The following is an 18,065-nucleotide window of genomic DNA, read 5'->3' on the forward strand; positions in this document are numbered from 1 at the left end:
CTCAGCCTTCCCAGGCCGGCAGCTTCTTCGCCACTTCGACGTTCTTCAGCGTCACGTACTTCGGTAGGCCGTCGCGGCCGTAGGGCGGATACGCCTCGCCGCGGATCAGCGGCTCCAGGTAGGTGCGGGCCGCGGCGGTGATGCCGTAGCCGTCGCGGCGGATGAAGCCCTTTGGCATCGTCTTTTCGCGGTTGGCGATCCGGTCCAGCGGCGCCGGTTCGATCTTCCAGCGATAGGGCGCGTCGGACGTGCGGATGATCGCCGGCATGGTCGCGTTGCGCCCCTCGAGCGCGTAGCGCACCGCGGCCTTGCCCACGGCCAGGGCCTGGTCGAGATCGGTCTTCGAAGCGATGTGGCGCGCCGAGCGCTGCAGGTAGTCGGGCAGGGTCCAGTGCACCTTGAGGTCGAGGCGGTCCTTGACCCGACCGGCCAGGTACGAGGCCACGCCGCCGAGCTGGGTATGCCCGAAGGAATCCTTGCCGCCACCGGCGTCCGCAACGAAGGTGCCGTCGGCGGTGCGGATGCCCTCGCTCGCGACCACCACGCAGTAGCCGACCCGGTCGACCACCTTCTGCACGCGGGCGAGGAAGTCGTCTTCGTCGTAGGCGCGCTCCGGGAACAAGATCAAATGCGGCGCCGCATCCGGGCCGTCGCCGGCCAGTCCCGCTGCGGCGGCGAGCCAGCCGGCATGGCGGCCCATGGCTTCGTAGACGAAGACCTTGGTGGAGGTGTCGGCCATGGCGGCGATGTCGAGCGCGGCTTCGCGCACCGACACTGCCGTGTACTTGGCCGCCGAGCCGAAACCCGGGCAGCAGTCGGTGACCACCAGGTCGTTGTCGACGGTCTTGGGCACGCCGATGCAGGTCAGCGGGTAGTCGAACTCCGCCGCGAGCTGCGACACCTTGTTCGCCGTGTCGGCCGAGTCATTGCCGCCGTTGTAGAGGAACCAGCGCACGTCGTGGGCGCGCAGGACATCGAGCAGGCGCTCGTACTTCGCGCGGTCGTCGGCGAGCGACTTGAGCTTGTAGCGGCAGGAGCCGAAGGCGCCGCCTGGGGTGTGGGCCAGGGCGCGGATCGCGGCCACGGGCTCCTTCGAGGTGTCGATCAGCTCTTCGCGCAGGGCGCCGAGGATGCCGTTGCGGCCGGCCAGCACGCGGACCTTGCGGGCGCGGGCTTCGGTGATGACCGCCGAAGCCGTGGCGTTGATGACGGCGGTGACGCCGCCGGACTGGGCGTAGAAAAGGGTACCTTTGGGCATCTTGGATCCGGGGAAAGGGGTTCAGACCTGGGGGGGGATTACGGTAAGCTGGCGCGGTCGTGGCCGCAGGCGGTGGATTCTACGCTCCGTGCCGTCCACGCCCCGAGATCAAAATGGAGCGTTCGATGCGACTGGTACTGCTTGGTGCGCCGGGTTCCGGCAAGGGGACGCAGGCCACGCGCCTGAAGGAGCACCTGCAGGTGCCGCATGTGTCGACCGGCGACCTGCTGCGGGCCGAAGTGAAGGCCGGCAGCCCCCTGGGACTGCAGGCGAAAGAGGTCATGGCCCGTGGCGAGCTCGTGTCCGACGCGATCCTGCTGGGCATGCTCGAGGACCGTTTCTCGCGCGATGACGTCGCCAATGGCTTCATCCTCGATGGCTACCCGCGCAACCTCGCGCAGGCCGCGGCGCTCGACGCGCTGCTCGAGCGCATCGGCCAGCCGATGGACGCCGCCGTCCAGCTCGAAGTGGACAACGAACTGCTGATCGACCGCCTTGCCGGCCGTGCCCAGGCCGAAGGCCGCTCCGACGACAACCCCGAATCGGTTCGCAAGCGCCTGCAGGTCTACGACGACCAGACCGCGCCGGTGATCGGCTATTACCGCGATGCCGGCAGGCTCGGCGTGGTCGATGGCGTCGGCACCCTGGACGAGGTGTTCACCCGCATCCTGGCTGCCCTCGAACGGCCTTGAAGCTCCACATCCTCGGTATCGCCGGGACCTTCATGGGCGGGGTGGCGGCGCTCGCGCGCGAACTCGGCCATGGCGTCGAGGGCAGCGACCAGGCGGTGTACCCGCCCATGTCCACCCAGCTCGAGCGGCTGGGCATCGCGCTGCGACAGGGCTACGACCCGGCCAACATCTCGCCCGACTGCGACCAGGTGGTGATCGGCAACGCCCTGTCGCGCGGCAACGCCGCGGTGGAGCACGTACTCGACCACGGACTGGCCTACACGTCGGGCGCGGAGTGGCTGCGCGACAACGTGCTGCCCGGCCGCGACATCATTGCCGTCGCCGGGACGCACGGCAAGACCACTACCACCACGATCCTGGCTTGGCTGCTCGAAGCCGCGGGACGGAATCCCGGCTTCCTGATCGGCGGCGTGGCGGAGGATTTCGGGGTCTCCGCGCGGATCGGCGGAACGCCCTCCGGCGGCGTCGCGCAGTCGCCCTTCGTGGTCGAGGCGGACGAGTACGACACCGCCTTCTTCGACAAGCGTTCGAAGTTCGTGCACTACCGGCCGCTGGTGGCGGTGCTCAACAACCTCGAGTTCGACCACGCCGACATCTTTCCCGACCTCGCCGCGATCCAGCGCCAGTTCCACCATTTCGTGCGCACGGTGCCGGGACGCGGCCGGCTGGTGGTCAACGGCGAAGAGCCGCACCTGGCCGAGGTGCTGGCAATGGGCTGCTGGACGCCGGTCGTGCGCTTCGGGATCGACGCCGATCAGGGTGCGCCGCTCGACTGGCGTGCGCGGCTGCTCGCCGATGACGGCAGCGCCTTCGAAGTGCTGAAGGCCGGCGAGGTCCTCGGCGAGGTGCGTTGGCCGCTGCTTGGCCGCCACAACGTGATGAACGCGCTGGGTGCGCTGGCCGCCTGCGATGCGGTCGGTGTAGACGTCGCGTCCGTGCTGCCGGCGCTGTCCGCCTTCCGCAGCGTCAAGCGGCGCATGGAGCTGCTGGGTGAAGCCGGCGGCATCAGCGTCTACGACGATTTCGCCCACCACCCCACGGCCATCGCCACGACACTCGAAGGCCTGCGCGCCAAGGTCGGCGCGGGCGGCCGCATCGTGGTGGCGATGGAGCCGCGCAGCAATTCCATGCGGCTGGGTGCGCATGCGGCCGCGCTCGCGCCGTCGCTGTCGCTGGCCAACGCAGTGGTGTTCCTGCACCGCCCGGAACTGGAGTGGGATGCCGGTGCTGTGATCGACGCGTTGGGTGGCCAGGGTATGGCCGTGCCCGATGTCGACGCCCTGCTTGCCGCCCTGCAGGCCGGGGCGCGTGCAGGCGACCACGTGGTGTTCATGTCCAACGGCGGCTTCGACGGCGCGCCGCGACGCTTCCTGGCGCTGCTGCGCAAGGTCTGAAATCCGGCACGTCCGGTGAGATGCCGGCACCGCGCCTGCGCGTCCGGTACCGGGCGCGTAAACTTCAGACGATGGTCGAGACCCGGATACTCCCGTTGTTCCCGCTTCAGGCCGTGCTGGTGCCCGGCGCGCTGCTGGGCCTGCGCGTGTTCGAACCGCGCTACCTCGACATGGTCGGCGAATGCGGCCGCAACGATGGCGGCTTCGGCATCTGCCTGATCGCCGAGGGCGGCGAGGTGGGGGAACCCGCGGTCCCGGCCGAGTTCGGCACCGAGGCGCTGATCGAGGATTTCGGCACCGACGACGACGGCCTGCTGACCCTGCGCGTGCGCGGCGCACGCCGGTTCCGCGTGGCACGCACCGCGGTGCGCGGCAACGGCCTGGTCGAGGCCGAAGTGGAGTGGCTCAGGGACGATCCGGCGAAGGCCCGCCTGCGTCCGCAGCATGCGCTGCTGGGCACCCTCCTGGAACGCATTTTCGACCAGGTCGGCCGGCCTCCGGGCGTCGAACCCGACTTCGAGGACGCGGCCTGGGTCGGCTGGCGCCTGCTCGAGCTGTTGCCGATGGCGGAAGAGCGCCGTGCGGAACTGCTCGCGGTGGATGATCCGCACGCTAGGCTCGACGGCCTGCTGGCGCTGATCGGCTAGGGGCGCGTGCCCGCAATCATCGGCGTGCGCAGCCGTAGTACCTGTACGCCAGAGGCCGGGTGCGGGTCTTCGCGCAGTTCCAGCCCTTCGAGGTCTTCGCGCAGAAGGGCATAGGCGACGTCGGTATCGGCGTCGGGCGACCACAGCCCGAACAGGTCGAAGGGCCGCGCATGCACCAGGGTCTGCACCGTGCCGATCCACAGCGGCGTGCCATCGCGTGGTTGCCGTGGCGCGCGCCACAGGCGCAGGGCGAGGACGCGGCCGTCGTCGAGCGTGCGTCGCAGGAGCAGCGCTTCGGCACTGGCGCCCAGCGTTGCCGGCAGCACCTTCTGCGCCAGTGCCGGGGTGTCGTCGTCGAGCAGGAGCAGGGTGTCGCGCCAGTCCGCCTGGGGCTGGACGTGCCAGCCCTGCGCTTCAAGGTGCAGCTCCAGCGGCGCGAGTGGGCCGGCCACCTGGACGTCCAGCGGCCAGCGACGGCTCTCGTCGCGCTCGTTTCGCTGCCAGGGTAGGGCCGCCCAGCCGTCCTGCCACCAGGTGGCGAGGTCGATGTTGGCCGGCGGCGGCGCTGGCGCGAAGCGGTCCAGCATCGGATCCACCGCGCGCGGCGCGTGCCACAGCGCCGCCAGCAGGAAGGCGCCGTAGAACAGCGCCGCCAGCGGCCGCATCCAGAACGAGCGCGCCACGTGCCGACGGTAGGCGATGCCCAGCGCCAGCAGCCAGGCGATGCCCAGGAGCATCCCGCCGACCAGGTCGGTGAGCCAGTGCGCGCCGAGATACAGCCGCGCGAAGCCCAGCACCGCGACAACCGCGCCCGACACCAGGTAGGGCCAGACCCGCTGCCGGCCAGGCAGTTCGCGCGCGATCAGCACGGCGAAGAAGCCGAAGGTGATCGTGGTCATCGTCAATCCCACCGAGGGGAAGCCGAAGCCGCTGAGCGCGGTGGGCGGACGTGGCATGTCGATCGCGGCCTCCAGGGCCGCGGTCAGCACCAGTCCGAAGGCGAGCGCTGCCAGCCAGTGCGCGGCGGCCATCCAGCGCCGGCGCCACAGCAGCCAGAGCGTGGACAGCGCCACCGGCAAACCCAGCACCACCGGATCGCCGATCGAGGCCAGGGCCGCCATCAACCGGTCGGCCAGCGGGTTGCGCAGCGCGTACATCGCGTCGTGGATGCGCAGGTCCAGCGCCAGCGGGCCGCCGCGCGCGAGCATCGTCGCCAGCAGCGTGAACCAGGCGACGCCGATGGCCAGCAAGCAGGCGGCCAGCAGGACCAGCGACGCGGATTCGGGGCGGTTGGGCGAGATCAGGGCGGCGGCGTAGCGGCCCAGGCGCGGATGGTCGCGGGTCCAGCGCAGCGCGCGTGCAAGCAGGGCGTCGGCATGGTTGGCGAACCAGCGGTAGGTGTAGAGCACCAGCGCCCAGGCCAGCGCGATCGCCGCAAGCAGCGCGCCAACCACCAGCGCCAGGCGGTCGGCCACCGCGGCCACGGCCTCGTAGGCCTCGCCCAGCAGCCAGCCGGGACCCAGGAACAGCACCGCCCACGTGATCGCGGCCACCACGCTCGCCGGCACGTACCGGCGCAGTGGCATGTGCGACATCCCGGCGATCGCGGGCACGAAGGGACGCACCGGCCCGACGTAGCGGGCGATGAAGATGCTCTTGATCTCGTTGCGACGGAACAGCACCTCGCCGCGCTCGAGCAACTGCGGGTACTTGTGGAAGGGCCAGGTGGCGCGCAGCTGCGGGCCCCAGCGGCGGCCGATCCAGTAGCTGCTGGCATCGCCGGCGAGTGCGCCGAGCGCGGCACAGGCGACGGCATACGGCCCGGAGATCTCGCCGAAGCCGATCAGCACGCCGATCGCGAAAAGCATCGGCAGCGCGGGGACCACGGCACCAAGCACGATGACGGCGTCGCAGAACGCAATGAGGAATATGGCGACGCCGGCGGCCACGGGATGGGCGCCGATCCAGGCAACGAGGCTGTCGAACCAGGCACTCACCGATGCAATTATGGCAGCCGGCACCCGGGTTGCGCCCCCTACAATGAGGACATGGATCACTCGGGTTCAGTCGAAGTCGCCGCGTTGAAGGCCGACAGCTTCGGACGCATCGCGCTGATGCGGTCCCGGAATGGCACGCCGTTCGTGCGCCGTGACCTCCGCCACGTGCCGTGGTGGCTGCGGCCGCCGGCCTGGTGGCTGGCGCGGCGCGAGGCGCGCGGGCTGCAGGCAGTGGCCGGGATGGCCGACGTGCCGCAGTTGCTGGCCTGGAACGGACGCGTGCTCGATCGCAGCTACATGGCCGGCGATGCGATGTACCAGCGTCCGCCGCGCGGCGACATCGCCTACTTCCGCCGCGCGCGCCGGCTGCTGCAGCAGCTGCACCGGCGTGGACTGGCCCACAACGATCTAGCGAAAGAAGCCAACTGGCTGGTGCTCGAGGACGGTCGCCCGGCGCTGATCGACTTCCAGCTGGCGGTGCGCGGCCGCCCGCGTTCGCGCTGGATGCGCCTGCTCGCGCGCGAGGACCTGCGCCACCTGCTCAAGCACAAGCGCACCTACTGTCCCGAAGCGATCACTCCGGTCGAACGCCGGGTGCTGCGGCGTACGTCCTGGCTGCGCGAGGTCTGGTTCGCCACGGGAAAGCCCGTCTACCGCTTCGTCACCCGCCGGATCCTGAAGTGGGAAGACAACGAGGGGCAGGGTCCGAAACCCTGAGCGCCCGTCCCGATCCACCCTCCCCAACCCCGGTGCCATCCATGACTACTCTCTCCGGCAAGACCCTCTTCATCACCGGAGCCTCCCGTGGCATCGGCCTCGCCATCGCGCTGCGTGCCGCGCGCGACGGCGCCAACGTGGCCGTCGCCGCCAAATCGGACGTCCCCAACCCGAGGCTGCCGGGCACCATCCACACCGCGGCCAAGGCCATTGCCGAAGCCGGGGGCCAGGCGCTGGCGCTCAAGTGCGACATCCGCGAGGAAGACCAGGTGCGTGCCGCGGTCGCCGCGACCGTCGACACCTTCGGCGGCATCGACATCCTGGTGAACAACGCCAGCGCCATCTGGCTGCGCGGCGCGCTTGAGACGCCGATGAAGCGCTTCGACCTGATGCAGCAGGTCAACGCCCGCGGCAGCTTCCTCTGCGCCCAGGCCTGCCTGCCCTACCTGCTCGAGGCGCCGAATCCGCACATCCTCACGCTGGCACCGCCGCCGTCGCTGGATCCGAAATGGTGGGGCCCGCACACCGGCTACACGCTGGCGAAGATGGGCATGAGCTTCGTGACCCTGGGCCTGGCCGCAGAGTTCGGGCCACGGGGCGTGGCGGTCAACGCGCTGTGGCCACGCACCATCATCGGCACCGATGCGCTGAACATGATCCCGGGCGTGGAGCCCGAGAATGGCCGCAGCCCGGAGATCGTGGCCGACGCCGCCCATGCGGTACTGGTGCGGCAAGCCGGCGGCTTCAGCGGCAACTTCCTGATCGACGAGGACGTGCTGCGCGAGGCCGGGGTGACCGATTTCGACCGCTACGCCCCCGATGCAGCGCGGCTGCTGCCCGACCTGTTCCTTGACTGAGTCCGACCGAATGCACGTCGACACCGACCCCGACGCCCTGATCGCGCTTGGCGACCGGCACTACCTGCCCGTGTACCGCCAGCGCCGCCTGGTACTGGACCGGGGCCACGGCGCCCGCGTCTGGGACACCGAAGGGCGCGAGTACATCGATTTTTCCGCCGGCATCGCCGTCTGCGGCCTGGGTCACGGGGATCCCGACCTGGTCGCGGCCCTGGTCGAGCAGGCCGGCAAGCTCTGGCACACCAGCAATGTCTTCCACAGCGAGCCGCCGCTGCGGCTGGCGCAGGAGCTGGTGGACGCCTCGCGCTTCGCCGAGCGCGTGTTCCTGTGCAATTCCGGAGCCGAGGCCAACGAGGTTGCGATCAAGCTGGTGCGCAAATGGGCCGCCGCGCAGGGCCGCGAGCCCGAGCGGCGCACCATCGTCACCTTCCGCGGCAGCTTCCACGGCCGAACCCTGGCCACCGTCACCGCCACCGCTCAACCGAAGTACCAGGCGGGTTACGAACCGCTGCCCGGCGGCTTCCGCTATGTCGACTTCAACGCGATCGAACAGCTCGAGGCTGCCATGGCCGCTGGCGATGTCGCCGCGGTCATGCTCGAGCCCGTGCAGGGCGAAGGCGGGGTGATGCCTGCCGCGCCCGGCTTCCTGCAGGCCGTGCGCGCGCTGTGCGACCGCCATGGGGCACTGCTGGTGCTGGACGAGATCCAGGCCGGCATGGGCCGCACCGGCACGCTGTTCGCGCACTGGCACGACGGCGTGGTGCCCGATGTCGTGACCCTGGCCAAGGCGCTGGGCGGGGGCTTTCCCGTGGGTGCGATGCTCGCCGGGCCGAAGGTGGCCGACGCGATGCGGTTCGGCGACCACGGCACCACGTTTGGTGGCAATCCGCTGGCGGCGGCGGTGGCGCGGGTGGCGTTGCGCAAGCTGGGTTCGGAGGGGGTTCTGGCCAACGTGGTTCGGCAGGAGGCGGCGCTGCGTACCGGCATCGCGGCGATCAATGCCGAGTACGGCGTGTTCTCGGAGGTGCGTGGCCGCGGCCTGATGCTTGGCGCCGTGCTGGAGCCCGCGTTCGCGGGCCGCGCGGGCGAGATCCTTGACCTCGCCGCCGGACGTGGCCTGCTGCTGCTTCAGGCCGGCCCCGATGTGCTGCGCTTCGTGCCCGCGCTGACCATCAATGATGACGAGGTGGCCGACGGCCTGGTGCGCCTGCGCAGGGCGCTCGCGGATTTCGCACGCTGACAGCAGCGCGCCCGCTCAAGCCAGGCCGTAGCGCCCGAGCACCCGCCGCAGCGAGCGTGCATCGTTCACCGTATCGGCGTGCAGGCCGGCGCGCCGGGCACCCTGCACGTTGGCGAACTTGTCGTCCAGGAACAGGGTGCCGCCTGTGTCCCAGCCGAGGCGCTCCAGCGCCGCGAGGAAGGTCCGGGGATCCGGCTTTCGCATTGCGAGCGAGCCGCTGGTCAGGACACGGCCTTCGAACCGGCGTGATACCGGCGCGATGATTCCGGGGATCGCGCGCTCCAACAGCGGGCCGTTGTTGGTCAATACGCCCAGCCGCAGCGCGGCATCCAGCGAGGCCACCCTGGCGAGCACATCGGCATCCGCTGCCGTGCAGGCGCGCCGCGACGCCAGCCACGCTTCCTCGTCGATCGTGCAACCCAAGGCGTCGCCAAGGCGGCCGAGGTAGGTCGCGGTATCGACCAGTCCGCTGTCGTACTCCGTTTCAAGGCCGGAGGCGAACAGCGCCTCGTGCACGTGCCCCGGGTCGCAGCCGGCGTGGCCGGCCAGCGACCCTAGCCGCAGGTGGTGTTCGTAACGCGCCAGCACGCCGTCGAAGTCGAACAGCACCTGGCGAATGCGTGGTCTCACCCGGCGGCGACCACCCGGAACGCCTCGCGCGCCGCGGCCAGCGTCGCCTCGACCACGGCGTCGTCATGGGCGCTGGAAATAAAGCCGGCCTCGTAGGCCGAGGGCGCGAGGAACACGCCGCGCTCGAGCATGGCGTGGAAGAAGCGGTTGAACGCGGCCGTGTCGCAGGCGATCGCATCGGCGTAGGTGTCGACCTTCCGGTCGGTGAAGAACAGGCCGAACATCGCGCCGACGCGGTTGGTGGTCAGCGGCACGCCGGCATCGCGCGCGGCCTGTTCCAGGCCGTCGCACAGCGTGTTGGCGGTCGCCTCGAGGCGGTCGTGGAAGCCCGGTGCCTGCACCAGCTCCAGCATCGCCAGGCCTGCGGCCATGGCCACCGGGTTTCCGCTGAGCGTGCCGGCCTGGTAGATCGGGCCTGCAGGCGCGATCTGCTCCATCAGGTCCCGGCGGCCGCCGTAGGCGCCCACCGGCATGCCGCCGCCGATGATCTTGCCAAAAGTGGTCAGGTCGGGCGTGACGCCATAGCGCGCCTGGGCGCCGCCCAGCGCCACGCGGAAGCCGGTCATGACCTCGTCGAAGATCAGCAGCGCGCCGTATCGCGTGCACAGTTCGCGCAGGTGCTGCAGGTAGCCCTCGCGCGGCGGCAGGCAATTGGCGTTGCCGACAACCGGCTCGATGATCACGGCCGCCACTTCGCTGCCGATCTCCTCGAACAGCCTGGTCGCGCCTTCGAAGTCGTTGTAGCTGATGGTCGACGTGAGTTCGCTCAGTCCGGCGGGCACGCCGGGCGAGGTCGGTACGCCCAAGGTCAGCATGCCGCTGCCGGCCTTGACCAGGAAGGAGTCGCCGTGGCCGTGGTAGCAGCCCTCGAACTTGACGATGCGCTGCCGCCCGGTGGCGCCGCGCGCCAGGCGCACGGCCGACAGCGTGGCCTCGGTGCCGGAGTTCACCATGCGCACCATTTCGCAGGAGGGCGCGATGCGGGTGATGGTCTCGGCCATGGTGACCTCGGCCGGGCAGGGCGCCCCGAAGGACAGGCCGCTGGCGATGGCCGCCTGCACCGCCTCGCGCACCCGGGGATGGTTATGGCCGACGATCATCGGCCCCCAAGAGCCCACGTAGTCGATATAACGGTTGCCGTCGACGTCATGGAGGTAGGCGCCATCGGCGCGCTCGACGAAAAACGGTTCGCCGCCCACCGACTTGAACGCGCGCACCGGCGAATTGACGCCGCCGGGGATCAGCTCGCGGGCGCGGGCGAACAAGGCCTTTGACTTCTCATGCTTCATCGCAACTCGGTTCCTGTATGTCGGTGTGCCTGTGGATCGGGGGGAGGCACTAATCCCTGCCGGGCTGGAACGCCCGTTGATATGCGCGGGCCGCGGCCGCTGGGTCCGGCGCGTCGAACACGCCGCTGATCACAGCGACGAGGTCCGCGCCGGCTTCAATCACGATGCGGGCATTGTCGGGCGTGATGCCCCCGATAGCCACCAGAGGCAGGCCGAAGCCCGCGGCGTTGCGCAGCAGCTCCGGCGTCGCCCGGCGGGCCAGCGGTTTTGTGGGCGAGGGGAAACAGGCGCCGAACGCGAGGTAGCTGGCGCCGGCGTTCGCCGCGGCTTCGGCCGTGGCCAGGCTGTCGTAGCAGGAGGCGCCGATGATCGCGTGGTCGCCCAGTGCCTTGCGTGCCGCGCGGAGGTCGCCATCGCTTTCCCCCAGGTGCGCGCCGTCCGCGCCGCAGGCCAGCGCCAGCCGCCAGTCATCGTTCACGAGCAGGGGCACGCCGCGCGTCCGGCACAGGGGCAGCAGGGCCGCCACCTGTTCATGTGCAAGCGCGGCGTCGGCGCGCTTGTTGCGGTATTGCAGCAGCGCGGCGTGGTCGATCACCACCGACACCCTGGCCAGCAGGCGCGCGGTGACGGTGTCGTCGGGCGTCAACAGATAGAGTCCGCGCCCGGTCGGTGGTACGCGCGTCGGTGGCGTTTTCATGTCCGGCATCGCGTGGTTTCCTGTCGACAGGCGGAGTGTGACAATGAGGGCCCGCGCATGCGCGCGCTTGCCGACGCATTATCCGATGAACGAGTCCGCCACCGCCTTGCGCACCTGGATGTGCGTCGTCTGCGGCTTCATCTATGACGAAGCCCAGGGGCTGCCCGAAGAAGGCATCGCGCCAGGGACGCGCTGGGAAGACGTGCCGGAGACCTGGACGTGCCCCGACTGCGGCGTCACCAAGGACGACTTCGAGATGATGGCGCTCTGAGGCCTGCAGCGGTGTTGGCAGGGCCCGCCGGCGCCGCGTTCAGTGAACGGGTGCCGCGATTCCCGGCCCGAGTTCCAGTTCTGCCCCGTCCTCGAGGCCCAGCCGGCGCGCTTCGCCGGCATTGAGTTCCAGCACATACAGTGCCGCCCCGCGGCTCGGGTAGGGCGGGCAGCGATCGCCCGCTGAGCACGGCGGGACGTCGCGCTGTTGCGACACCAGCCGCAACGAGGCGTCGAAGTACAGGATGTCGAGCGGGATCCGCGTGTTCTTCATCCAGTACGCCAGGCGCTCCTCCCGTTCATGGATGAAGAGCATGCCGTGGCCCTCCGCGAGCACGTCGCGGAACATCAGGCCGCGTGCGCGCGTCTCGTCGTCGACGGCCACTTCCACGCGATAGCGCTCTCCGGCGAGCTCCACCCAGCGCGCGTCGCTCGCGCAGGCGCTCGCGAGCAGGCTGGTGCAGCACAACAGTGCGGCGATGAATGGCATGCGCATGGGAGGGTCCACCCTTTACATATAGAAGGATCAGCGCCCAACAGTCTTGGAGCCGGGCGCGGCGGTCAAGTCTTTGCGCATACCCCCTTCCCAAAACGATTCGGGCACTGCACAATGCGCGCCCCGCCACGGTGCGGTCGACGCAGTCGGCGACCAGGGCGGGGAGAGGAACGAAAAATACTGCTTCACAGGGTGTTGACGTTCTTCAAAACCGCGCTAAGATGTGCGGCTCCCCAGACGGAAACGGCCTTCGGGCCACGACGGAAAGGGAGGCTGAAATCAACCCCACACAGGGTGTTGACGGAAGCGAAAGTCGCACTACAATGTGCGGCTCCCTCGGACGAAACGGTCGCTGACCGCCACCTCCGAAGGACGCTGAAGAAAACGCCCACAGGGTGTTGACGGAAGCAAAAGTCGCGCTATAATGGGCGGCTCACCCCGGCGGAAACGCCAGGGACTGCGAAGCAGGCGCTGAGGCCTCTTCCAAGATCTTTGACAGTGTGCGCAGGTGACTTGTGCGGACGTCTGGCAAGTGGATGGTTGTCCATATTGCAGACGTACGTCACAAGAGCAACAAATCAATCAAATGCAGAAATGCACGCGAGTGGTTCGAGCTCAGGTAACGACGACTGCACTCAAGAGTTTGGACTTAGGTCCATGCAATTTTAAGTGAAGAGTTTGATCCTGGCTCAGAGTGAACGCTGGCGGCAGGCCTAACACATGCAAGTCGAACGGCAGCACAGGAGAGCTTGCTCTCTGGGTGGCGAGTGGCGGACGGGTGAGGAATACATCGGAATCTGCCTATTTGTGGGGGATAACCTCGGGAAACCGGGACTAATACCGCATACGACCTACGGGTGAAAGCGGAGGACCTTCGGGCTTCGCGCAGATAGATGAGCCGATGTCGGATTAGCTAGTTGGAGGGGTAATGGCCCACCAAGGCGACGATCCGTAGCTGGTCTGAGAGGATGATCAGCCACACTGGAACTGAGACACGGTCCAGACTCCTACGGGAGGCAGCAGTGGGGAATATTGGACAATGGGCGAAAGCCTGATCCAGCCATGCCGCGTGAGTGAAGAAGGCCTTCGGGTTGTAAAGCTCTTTTGTTGGGAAAGAAAAGCAATCGGTTAATACCCGGTTGTTCTGACGGTACCCAAAGAATAAGCACCGGCTAACTTCGTGCCAGCAGCCGCGGTAATACGAAGGGTGCAAGCGTTACTCGGAATTACTGGGCGTAAAGCGTGCGTAGGTGGTTCGTTAAGTCTGATGTGAAAGCCCTGGGCTCAACCTGGGAATTGCACTGGATACTGGCGGGCTAGAGTGCGGTAGAGGATGGCGGAATTCCTGGTGTAGCAGTGAAATGCGTAGATATCAGGAGGAACATCCGTGGCGAAGGCGGCCATCTGGACCAGCACTGACACTGAGGCACGAAAGCGTGGGGAGCAAACAGGATTAGATACCCTGGTAGTCCACGCCCTAAACGATGCGAACTGGATGTTGGGGACAATTGAGTCTTCAGTATCGAAGCTAACGCGTTAAGTTCGCCGCCTGGGGAGTACGGTCGCAAGACTGAAACTCAAAGGAATTGACGGGGGCCCGCACAAGCGGTGGAGTATGTGGTTTAATTCGATGCAACGCGAAGAACCTTACCTGGCCTTGACATGTCGAGAACTTTCCAGAGATGGATTGGTGCCTTCGGGAACTCGAACACAGGTGCTGCATGGCTGTCGTCAGCTCGTGTCGTGAGATGTTGGGTTAAGTCCCGCAACGAGCGCAACCCTTGTCCTTAGTTGCCAGCACGTAATGGTGGGAACTCTAAGGAGACCGCCGGTGACAAACCGGAGGAAGGTGGGGATGACGTCAAGTCATCATGGCCCTTACGGCCAGGGCTACACACGTACTACAATGGGAAGGACAGAGGGCTGCAAACCCGCGAGGGCAAGCCAATCCCAGAAACCTTCTCTCAGTCCGGATCGGAGTCTGCAACTCGACTCCGTGAAGTCGGAATCGCTAGTAATCGCAGATCAGCATTGCTGCGGTGAATACGTTCCCGGGCCTTGTACACACCGCCCGTCACACCATGGGAGTCTGTTGCACCAGAAGCAGGTAGCTTAACCTTCGGGAGGGCGCTTGCCACGGTGTGGCCGATGACTGGGGTGAAGTCGTAACAAGGTAGCCGTATCGGAAGGTGCGGCTGGATCACCTCCTTTAGAGACTAAAGACAGCTAATTGCCTGTCAGGCGTCCGCACAAGTGACCTGCATCCAGGAGTTCCACGGCGAAAGCCGGGAACCGACCCCTTTTATACGGGGCCATAGCTCAGCTGGGAGAGCACCTGCTTTGCAAGCAGGGGGTCGTCGGTTCGATCCCGACTGGCTCCACCACGCTGGACAAACATTGGGTCTGTAGCTCAGGTGGTTAGAGCGCACCCCTGATAAGGGTGAGGCCGGTGGTTCGAGTCCTCCCAGACCCACCACCCCTGGATGATCTGCGCACACACTAAAGATTTGAATCGGATTGGCATTGTGGCCGGTTCGTGTTCTTTGAAAATTAGGGACGTAGCGAGCGTTTGAGACGAATATCCAAACGTGTCGTTGAGGCTAAGGCGGGGCCCTAGAGGCCCTACATTTGAAGTTGTCGTATCTATTCGCGACGAATAATCCCGAGGCGACTTGGGGTTATATGGTCAAGCGAATAAGCGCACACGGTGGATGCCTTGGCGGTCAGAGGCGATGAAGGACGTGGTAGCCTGCGAAAAGTGTCGGGGAGCTGGCAACAAGCTTTGATCCGGCAATGTCCGAATGGGGAAACCCACTCCGCAAGGAGTATTGCATGGTGAATACATAGCCATGCAAGGCGAACCCGGGGAACTGAAATATCTAAGTACCCGGAGGAAAAGAAATCAACCGAGATTCCCCTAGTAGCGACGAGCGAACGGGGAGCAGCCCAAAAGTTGTTCCGGTTCTAGCAAAACAGTCTGGAAAGACTGGCCATAGAAGGTGACAGCCCTGTATGCGAAAGGGCCGGAATGATGATAAGTGAGTAGGGCGGGGCACGAGAAACCCTGTCTGAACATGGGGGGACCATCCTCCAAGGCTAAATACTCCTGACCGACCGATAGTGAACCAGTACCGTGAGGGAAAGGCGAAAAGAACCCCGGTGAGGGGAGTGAAATAGACCCTGAAACCGTGTGCGTACAAGCAGTAGGAGCCCTTCGGGGTGACTGCGTACCTTTTGTATAATGGGTCAGCGACTTACTGTTCGTGGCGAGCTTAACCGTATAGGGGAGGCGAAGGGAAACCGAGTCTGATAAGGGCGCATAGTCGCGGGCAGTAGACCCGAAACCGGGTGATCTAGTCATGCCCAGGGTGAAGGTACCGTAACAGGTACTGGAGGCCCGAACCCACTCCCGTTGCAAAGGTAGGGGATGAGGTGTGATTAGGAGTGAAAAGCTAATCGAACCCGGAGATAGCTGGTTCTCCTCGAAAGCTATTTAGGTAGCGCCTCGCACGAATCTTCTTGGGGGTAGAGCACTGTTATGGCTAGGGGGTCATTGCGACTTACCAAACCATTGCAAACTCCGAATACCAAGACAGAATATGCGGGAGACACACGGCGGGTGCTAACGTTCGTCGTGAAAAGGGAAACAACCCAGACCCACAGCTAAGGTCCCAAATTCCATGCTGAGTGGAAAACCATGTGGAAAGGCACAGACAGCCAGGAGGTTGGCTTAGAAGCAGCCATCCTTTAAAGAAAGCGTAATAGCTCACTGGTCGAGTCGGTCTGCGGGGAAGATTTAACGGGGCTAAGCATGGAACCGAAGCTTGGGGTGCATCACTTTGTGATGCGCGGTAGAGGAGCGTTCCGTAAGCCGTTGAAGGTGGATTGAGAAGTCTGCTGGAGGTATCGGAAGTGCGAATGCTGACATGAGTAACGATAATGGGGGTGAAAAGCCCCCACGCCGAAAGCCCAAGGTTTCCTTGCGCAACGTTAATCGACGCAGGGTGAGTCGGCCCCTAAGGCGAGGCAGAAATGCGTAGTCGATGGGAAGCTGGTTAATATTCCAGCACCTCGCACAAGTGCGATGGAGGGACGGAGAAGGTTAGGTCTACCGGGCGTTGGTTGTCCCGGGGAAAGGCGGTAGGTTTGGGTCTTTGGCAAATCCGGGACCCTTTAAGACCGAGCACCGAGACGAGCTCATTAGAGCGAAGTGACCGATACCACGCTTCCAGGAAAAGCTCCTAAGCTTCAGCTTGTGCAGACCGTACCGTAAACCGACACAGGTGGGTAGGATGAGAATTCTCAGGCGCTTGAGAGAACTCGGGTGAAGGAACTAGGCAAAATGGTACCGTAACTTCGGGAGAAGGTACGCCCCCTTTGGTGGCCACATGCGTGGCTGAGCTGAGGGGGGCCGCAGATACCAGGCCGCTGCGACTGTTTATCAAAAACACAGGACTCTGCAAACACGAAAGTGGACGTATAGGGTCTGACGCCTGCCCGGTGCCGGAAGGTTAATTGATGGGGTCAGCCGCAAGGCGAAGCTCTTGATCGAAGCCCCGGTAAACGGCGGCCGTAACTATAACGGTCCTAAGGTAGCGAAATTCCTTGTCGGGTAAGTTCCGACCTGCACGAATGGCGTAACGATGGCGGCACTGTCTCCACCCGAGACTCAGTGAAATTGAAATCGCTGTGAAGATGCAGCGTTCCCGTGGCAAGACGGAAAGACCCCGTGAACCTTTACTATAGCTTTACACTGAACGTTGAGTTCGTCTGTGTAGGATAGGTGGGAGGCTGTGAAACTGTGGCGCTAGCTGCAGTGGAGCCATCCTTGAAATACCACCCTGTCGTGCTTGACGTTCTAACCTAGGTCCGTTATCCGGATCGGGGACCGTGTATGGTGGGTAGTTTGACTGGGGCGGTCTCCTCCCAAAGAGTAACGGAGGAGCTCGAAGGTACGCTCAGCGCGGTCGGACATCGCGCACTGTGTGCAAAGGCATAAGCGTGCTTGACTGCAAGATCGACGGATCAAGCAGGTAGGAAACTAGGACTTAGTGATCCGGTGGTTCTGTATGGAAGGGCCATCGCTCAACGGATAAAAGGTACTCCGGGGATAACAGGCTGATACCGCCCAAGAGTTCATATCGACGGCGGTGTTTGGCACCTCGATGTCGGCTCATCACATCCTGGGGCTGTAGTCGGTCCCAAGGGTATGGCTGTTCGCCATTTAAAGTGGTACGCGAGCTGGGTTCAGAACGTCGTGAGACAGTTCGGTCCCTATCTGCCATGGGCGTTGGAGATTTGAGAGGGGCTGCTCCTAGTACGAGAGGACCGGAGTGGACGAACCCCTGGTGTTCCGGTTGTCACGCCAGTGGCATTGCCGGGTAGCTACGTTCGGAAGCGATAACCGCTGAAAGCATCTAAGCGGGAAGCGCGCCTCAAGATGAGATCTCCCGGGGCACAAGCCCCCTAAAGGAACCATCAAGACTAGGTGGTTGATAGGCTGGGTGTGTAAGTACAGCAATGTATTGAGCTAACCAGTACTAATGATCCGTGAGGCTTGACCATATAACCTCAAGTGGCCTTGGACTCGACGACGCGTCGATGTTCGACCCCAAAAGTTCGCTACGTCCCTACCTTATTCGCCAACGGCGGAGCTGATTCATGGCTCCGTTCCGAGGCAAACCAACGAGAGCGTGTGCGCGTCAAGCCGGCAACGGCCCGCGACCCTCCACCCTCTCCCTGGTGACAATAGCTGCGTGGAACCACCCGATCCCATTCCGAACTCGGAAGTGAAACGCGCATGCGCCGATGGTAGTGTGCATTTAGCATGCGAGAGTAGGTCATCGCCAGGGTTTTACCCCAAAACCCCGCAGCCACGGCT

13 protein-coding genes, 2 tRNA genes and 3 rRNA genes are annotated in these 18,065 nt (G+C 65.4%); 12 read left to right on the plus strand and 6 right to left on the minus strand.

Features of this window, described 5'->3' with window-relative positions; translation table 11 throughout:
* Position 1 precedes the first annotated feature (1 nt).
* Positions 2–1,258, minus strand: coding sequence for a 6-phosphofructokinase (locus ACW5E8_RS07965; protein ID WP_456964927.1), 1,257 nt, complete (start codon positions 1,256–1,258; stop codon positions 2–4).
* Between the two features lie 125 nt (positions 1,259–1,383).
* On the opposite strand from ACW5E8_RS07965, the gene ACW5E8_RS07970 reads away from it, so the two are divergent.
* From ACW5E8_RS07970 to ACW5E8_RS07980, 3 genes are all read left to right on the plus strand, one after another.
* On the plus strand, positions 1,384–1,950 hold the full coding sequence (locus tag ACW5E8_RS07970) for an adenylate kinase (protein WP_456964928.1): 567 nt from the start codon (positions 1,384–1,386) through the stop codon (positions 1,948–1,950).
* On the plus strand, positions 1,947–3,344 hold the full coding sequence (mpl, locus tag ACW5E8_RS07975) for a UDP-N-acetylmuramate:L-alanyl-gamma-D-glutamyl-meso-diaminopimelate ligase (RefSeq protein ID WP_456964929.1): 1,398 nt from the start codon (positions 1,947–1,949) through the stop codon (positions 3,342–3,344). Before ACW5E8_RS07970 ends, mpl begins: the two co-directional genes overlap by 4 nt.
* Before the next feature lie 71 nt (positions 3,345–3,415).
* On the plus strand, positions 3,416–3,991 hold the full coding sequence (locus tag ACW5E8_RS07980) for an LON peptidase substrate-binding domain-containing protein (RefSeq protein WP_456964930.1): 576 nt from the start codon (positions 3,416–3,418) through the stop codon (positions 3,989–3,991).
* On the opposite strand, the gene ACW5E8_RS07985 is transcribed toward ACW5E8_RS07980, so the two are convergent.
* Entirely contained in the window at positions 3,988–5,988 is a 2,001-nt protein-coding gene (locus ACW5E8_RS07985; RefSeq protein ID WP_456964931.1) for a bifunctional DedA family/phosphatase PAP2 family protein, read from the minus strand. The two genes, ACW5E8_RS07980 and ACW5E8_RS07985, sit on opposite strands and share 4 nt — an antisense overlap.
* A 51-nt stretch (positions 5,989–6,039) precedes the next feature.
* Between ACW5E8_RS07985 and ACW5E8_RS07990 the strand changes: the two genes are divergently transcribed.
* Genes ACW5E8_RS07990 through ACW5E8_RS08000 form a run of 3 tightly spaced genes read left to right on the plus strand, consistent with a single transcriptional unit; the run spans position 6,040 to position 8,802 of the window.
* Positions 6,040–6,705 carry a serine/threonine protein kinase gene (locus tag ACW5E8_RS07990; protein ID WP_456964932.1) on the plus strand — a complete coding sequence of 222 codons (666 nt, stop codon included), beginning with the start codon at positions 6,040–6,042 and terminating at the stop codon, positions 6,703–6,705.
* Between the two features lie 41 nt (positions 6,706–6,746).
* A complete protein-coding gene (locus ACW5E8_RS07995) occupies positions 6,747–7,562 on the plus strand; it encodes an SDR family oxidoreductase (protein ID WP_456964933.1) in 816 nt (271 codons plus the stop codon).
* A 10-nt stretch (positions 7,563–7,572) separates the two neighbouring features.
* The gene (locus ACW5E8_RS08000) at positions 7,573–8,802 is read left to right on the plus strand and encodes an acetylornithine transaminase (protein WP_456964934.1); all 1,230 of its coding nucleotides are present in this window, start codon (positions 7,573–7,575) and stop codon (positions 8,800–8,802) included.
* Between the two features lie 15 nt (positions 8,803–8,817).
* Here ACW5E8_RS08000 and ACW5E8_RS08005 read toward each other — a convergent pair whose 3' ends face one another.
* The 3 genes from ACW5E8_RS08005 to thiE are packed head-to-tail and all read right to left on the minus strand — an operon-like array spanning position 8,818 to position 11,427.
* Positions 8,818–9,432, minus strand: a complete 615-nt coding sequence (locus ACW5E8_RS08005; protein WP_456964935.1) for an HAD family hydrolase — start codon at positions 9,430–9,432, stop codon at positions 8,818–8,820.
* Complete coding sequence (gene hemL, locus ACW5E8_RS08010) at positions 9,429–10,721, minus strand: glutamate-1-semialdehyde 2,1-aminomutase (RefSeq protein ID WP_456964936.1); 1,293 nt, start codon at positions 10,719–10,721, stop codon at positions 9,429–9,431. Before hemL ends, ACW5E8_RS08005 begins: the two co-directional genes overlap by 4 nt.
* 49 nt (positions 10,722–10,770) lie before the next feature.
* Positions 10,771–11,427: a thiamine phosphate synthase gene (thiE, locus tag ACW5E8_RS08015; RefSeq protein ID WP_456964937.1), complete on the minus strand. Its 657-nt coding sequence runs from the start codon at positions 11,425–11,427 to the stop codon at positions 10,771–10,773.
* Positions 11,428–11,461: 34 nt separating this feature from the next.
* Between thiE and ACW5E8_RS08020 the strand changes: the two genes are divergently transcribed.
* The gene (locus tag ACW5E8_RS08020) at positions 11,462–11,689 is read left to right on the plus strand and encodes a rubredoxin (RefSeq protein WP_456964938.1); all 228 of its coding nucleotides are present in this window, start codon (positions 11,462–11,464) and stop codon (positions 11,687–11,689) included.
* A 39-nt stretch (positions 11,690–11,728) separates the two neighbouring features.
* Here the strand turns inward: ACW5E8_RS08020 and ACW5E8_RS08025 are convergent, their stop codons facing one another.
* Positions 11,729–12,178: a DUF192 domain-containing protein gene (locus ACW5E8_RS08025; protein ID WP_456965270.1), complete on the minus strand. Its 450-nt coding sequence runs from the start codon at positions 12,176–12,178 to the stop codon at positions 11,729–11,731.
* Between the two features lie 672 nt (positions 12,179–12,850).
* Here ACW5E8_RS08025 and ACW5E8_RS08030 point away from each other — a divergent pair.
* From ACW5E8_RS08030 to rrf, 5 genes are all read left to right on the plus strand, one after another.
* Positions 12,851–14,395: ribosomal RNA gene (locus ACW5E8_RS08030) — 16S ribosomal RNA — on the plus strand.
* Positions 14,396–14,492: 97 nt separating this feature from the next.
* A tRNA-Ala gene (locus ACW5E8_RS08035) sits at positions 14,493–14,568 on the plus strand.
* Positions 14,569–14,583: 15 nt separating this feature from the next.
* Positions 14,584–14,660: transfer RNA gene (locus ACW5E8_RS08040), tRNA-Ile, on the plus strand.
* 208 nt (positions 14,661–14,868) lie between these two features.
* Positions 14,869–17,749, plus strand: a 23S ribosomal RNA gene (locus tag ACW5E8_RS08045).
* A 173-nt stretch (positions 17,750–17,922) separates the two neighbouring features.
* Positions 17,923–18,036: ribosomal RNA gene (gene rrf / locus ACW5E8_RS08050) — 5S ribosomal RNA — on the plus strand.
* The 16S, 23S and 5S rRNA genes sit together here with 2 tRNA genes alongside, the layout of an rRNA operon.
* The last annotated feature ends 29 nt before the right edge of the window (positions 18,037–18,065 follow it).

This window comes from Luteimonas sp. A649, from assembly GCF_054072735.1.